The organism is Streptomyces sp. (assembly GCF_050698815.1).
In the GTDB taxonomy this organism is placed as follows: domain Bacteria; phylum Actinomycetota; class Actinomycetes; order Streptomycetales; family Streptomycetaceae; genus Streptomyces.
Map to the genome: position 1 here is coordinate 1 of NZ_JBOHCV010000510.1, position 2,605 is coordinate 2,605.

Annotated in this window: 3 protein-coding genes; all 3 read left to right on the forward strand. The window is 71.7% G+C overall.

Going from position 1 to position 2,605, the window contains the following annotated elements:
- Positions 1 to 651: (Fe-S)-binding protein (locus ACRDP3_RS18275; protein WP_431518037.1), on the forward strand; the 651-nt coding region annotated here is incomplete at its 5' end.
- Positions 648 to 2,183: a lactate utilization protein B gene (locus ACRDP3_RS18280; protein ID WP_431518038.1), complete on the forward strand. Its 1,536-nt coding sequence runs from the start codon at positions 648 to 650 to the stop codon at positions 2,181 to 2,183. The genes ACRDP3_RS18275 and ACRDP3_RS18280, both read left to right, overlap by 4 nt.
- Positions 2,180 to 2,605 (forward strand): LutC/YkgG family protein (locus ACRDP3_RS18285; RefSeq protein ID WP_431518039.1); only part of this gene is annotated, 426 nt, incomplete at its 3' end. The genes ACRDP3_RS18280 and ACRDP3_RS18285, both read left to right, overlap by 4 nt.

Here is a 2,605-nt window from a genome sequence, read left to right on the forward strand (position 1 = left end):
GTCACCCTCCTGGAGCGGCTCGGGGTCGAGGTGGACTTCCCCGCCGGCCAGACCTGCTGCGGACAGCCGCAGTTCAATACGGGCTACCGGCGCGAGAGCGAACCACTGGCGCGCCGCTACGCGGAGGTCTTCCGCGGCCACGACCACATCGTGGTCCCGTCGGGTTCCTGCGCCGCCATGGTGCGGGACAACTACCCCAAGATCGACGCCGGCGGCACGGAAGCCGCCGTCGCGCGGACCTACGAGCTGACGGAGTTCCTCGTCGACGTACTCGGCGTGACCGACGTGGGCGCCTACTACCCGCACACCGTCACCTACCACCCCACCTGCCACGGGCTGCGGATGCTCGGCCTCGGCGACCGCCCGCGCCGGTTGCTGGAAGCGGTCAAGGGGCTGCGGCTGCGGGAGCTGGAAGGCGCCGAGGAGTGCTGCGGCTTCGGCGGCACCTTCGCCGTGAAGAACCCCGACGTCTCCGCGGCCATGGGCGCCGACAAGGCCCGCCACATCGAGGAGACCGACGCCGAGACGGTGTGCACGGTCGACAACTCCTGCCTCATGCACATCGGCGGCACCCTCTCCCGGCGGGGCGCCGCGGCGCGCCCCGTGCACATCGCCGAGATCCTGGCCGGCACCGAGGAGGCACCACTGTGAGCGGTACGTATCTGGGCATGCCGTCCTTCCCGGAGGCCGCCGCCCACTCGACCCGCGACATGCGGCTGCGCGGCAATCTGCGGCACGCGACGCACACCATCCGGGCCAAGCGCGCACAGGCGGTCGCGGAGCTGGACGACTGGGCGGAGCTGCGGACCTCCGGCGCCGCCGTCAAGGAACGCACACTGCGCCATCTCGACCACTACCTGGAGCAGTTGGAGGCGGCGGTGACCGCCGCGGGCGGCCAGGTGCACTGGGCCTCCGACGCGAGCGAGGCCAACCGGATCGTGACCGGACTCGTCCGCGACACCGGCGAGAGCGAGGTGGTCAAGGTCAAGTCCATGGCCACCCAGGAGATCGGGCTGAACGACGCGCTGGCCGAAGCGGGCATCTTCGCCTACGAGACCGACCTGGCCGAACTCATCGTGCAGCTCGGTGACGATCTGCCCTCCCACATCCTCGTCCCCGCCATCCACCGCAACCGGGACCAGATCCGCGACATCTTCAAGGAACAGATGGGCCGTTGGGGGCGTGCAGCCCCGGAGAACCTGACCGACAACCCCGCGGAGCTGGCCGAGGCCGCCCGGCTGCACCTGCGGGAGAAGTTCCTGGGCGCCAAGGTCGGCATCTCCGGCGCCAATTTCATGGTCGCCGAGACCGGCACCCTCGTCGTCGTCGAGTCCGAGGGCAACGGGCGCATGTGCCTGACCCTTCCCGAGACGCTCATCTCGGTGGTCGGGATCGAGAAGATCGTGCCCACCTGGCAGGACCTGGAGATCTTCCTGCAGACTCTGCCCCGCTCCGCCACGGCGGAGCGGATGAACCCCTACACCTCCACCTGGACCGGCACCACCGACGGGGACGGGCCTTCCGCCTTCCATCTCGTGCTGCTCGACAACGGCCGCACCGACGCTCTCGCCGACACCGTCGGCCGGCAGGCACTGCGCTGCATCCGCTGCTCGGCCTGCCTGAACGTCTGCCCGGTGTACGAACGAGCCGGCGGCCACGCCTACGGCTCCCCCTATCCCGGCCCGATCGGCGCCATCCTCACCCCACAACTGCGCGGCGTACAGAGCGAACTCGACGCCTCGCTGCCGTACGCCTCTTCACTGTGCGGCGCCTGCTACGAGGTCTGCCCTGTCGCCATCGACATCCCCGAGGTCCTCGTTCATCTGCGTGAACGCGTCGTCGAGGGCGGCACAGTCAGCGTCCGCGGCCAGCAGACCACCATCAAGCCCGCGAAGGGGCACGCCGCCGAGCGTGCGGTGATGCGGGCCGCCCGCTGGGCCTTCGACCACCCGCGCGCCATGCAGGCCGGCCAGCGGATCGCCGCCCGTACCCGGCGGCTGACGCCCCGGCGGCTTCCGCTGCCCGGAGCGGGCAAGGCGTGGTCCGACAGCCGGGATGTGCCGCGCGTCGCCGCCGAGTCCTTCCGCGACTGGTGGCAGCGCACCCACGGCGACGGCAGGAGCGCCGGGGCCGGCCGGACCGGCGCAGACGGCACCGCACCCTCGGACGGAGGCTCGAAATGAACAGCCGCGACGTCGTGCTCGCGCGCGTCCGCCGTGCCCTGGCCGACGTGCCGACCGCCGAAGGGCCCGCGGAGACCGCCGTTCCGCGCGACTACGTGCGCAGTCACGCCACCCGCACGGACGGACAGCGTCTCGATCTGCTCGCCGAGAATCTCGCCGACTACCGCGCCCAGGTGCACCGTTGTACGGCCGCGGAGCTGCCCGCCACGATCGCCGGGCTGCTCCGGGCACGCGGCGCCCGTAGCGTCATCGCGCCCTCCGGCGTCCCCGGCGACTGGCTGCCCGAAGACATCCGACGTGTCGCCGACTCCCCCGCCCTCACCCCGCACGACCTCGACGCCGTCGACAGCGTCGTCACAGGCTGCGCCGTGGCCATCGCGGAGACCGGGACCATCGTCCTGGACGCCGGGCCGGAGCAGGGC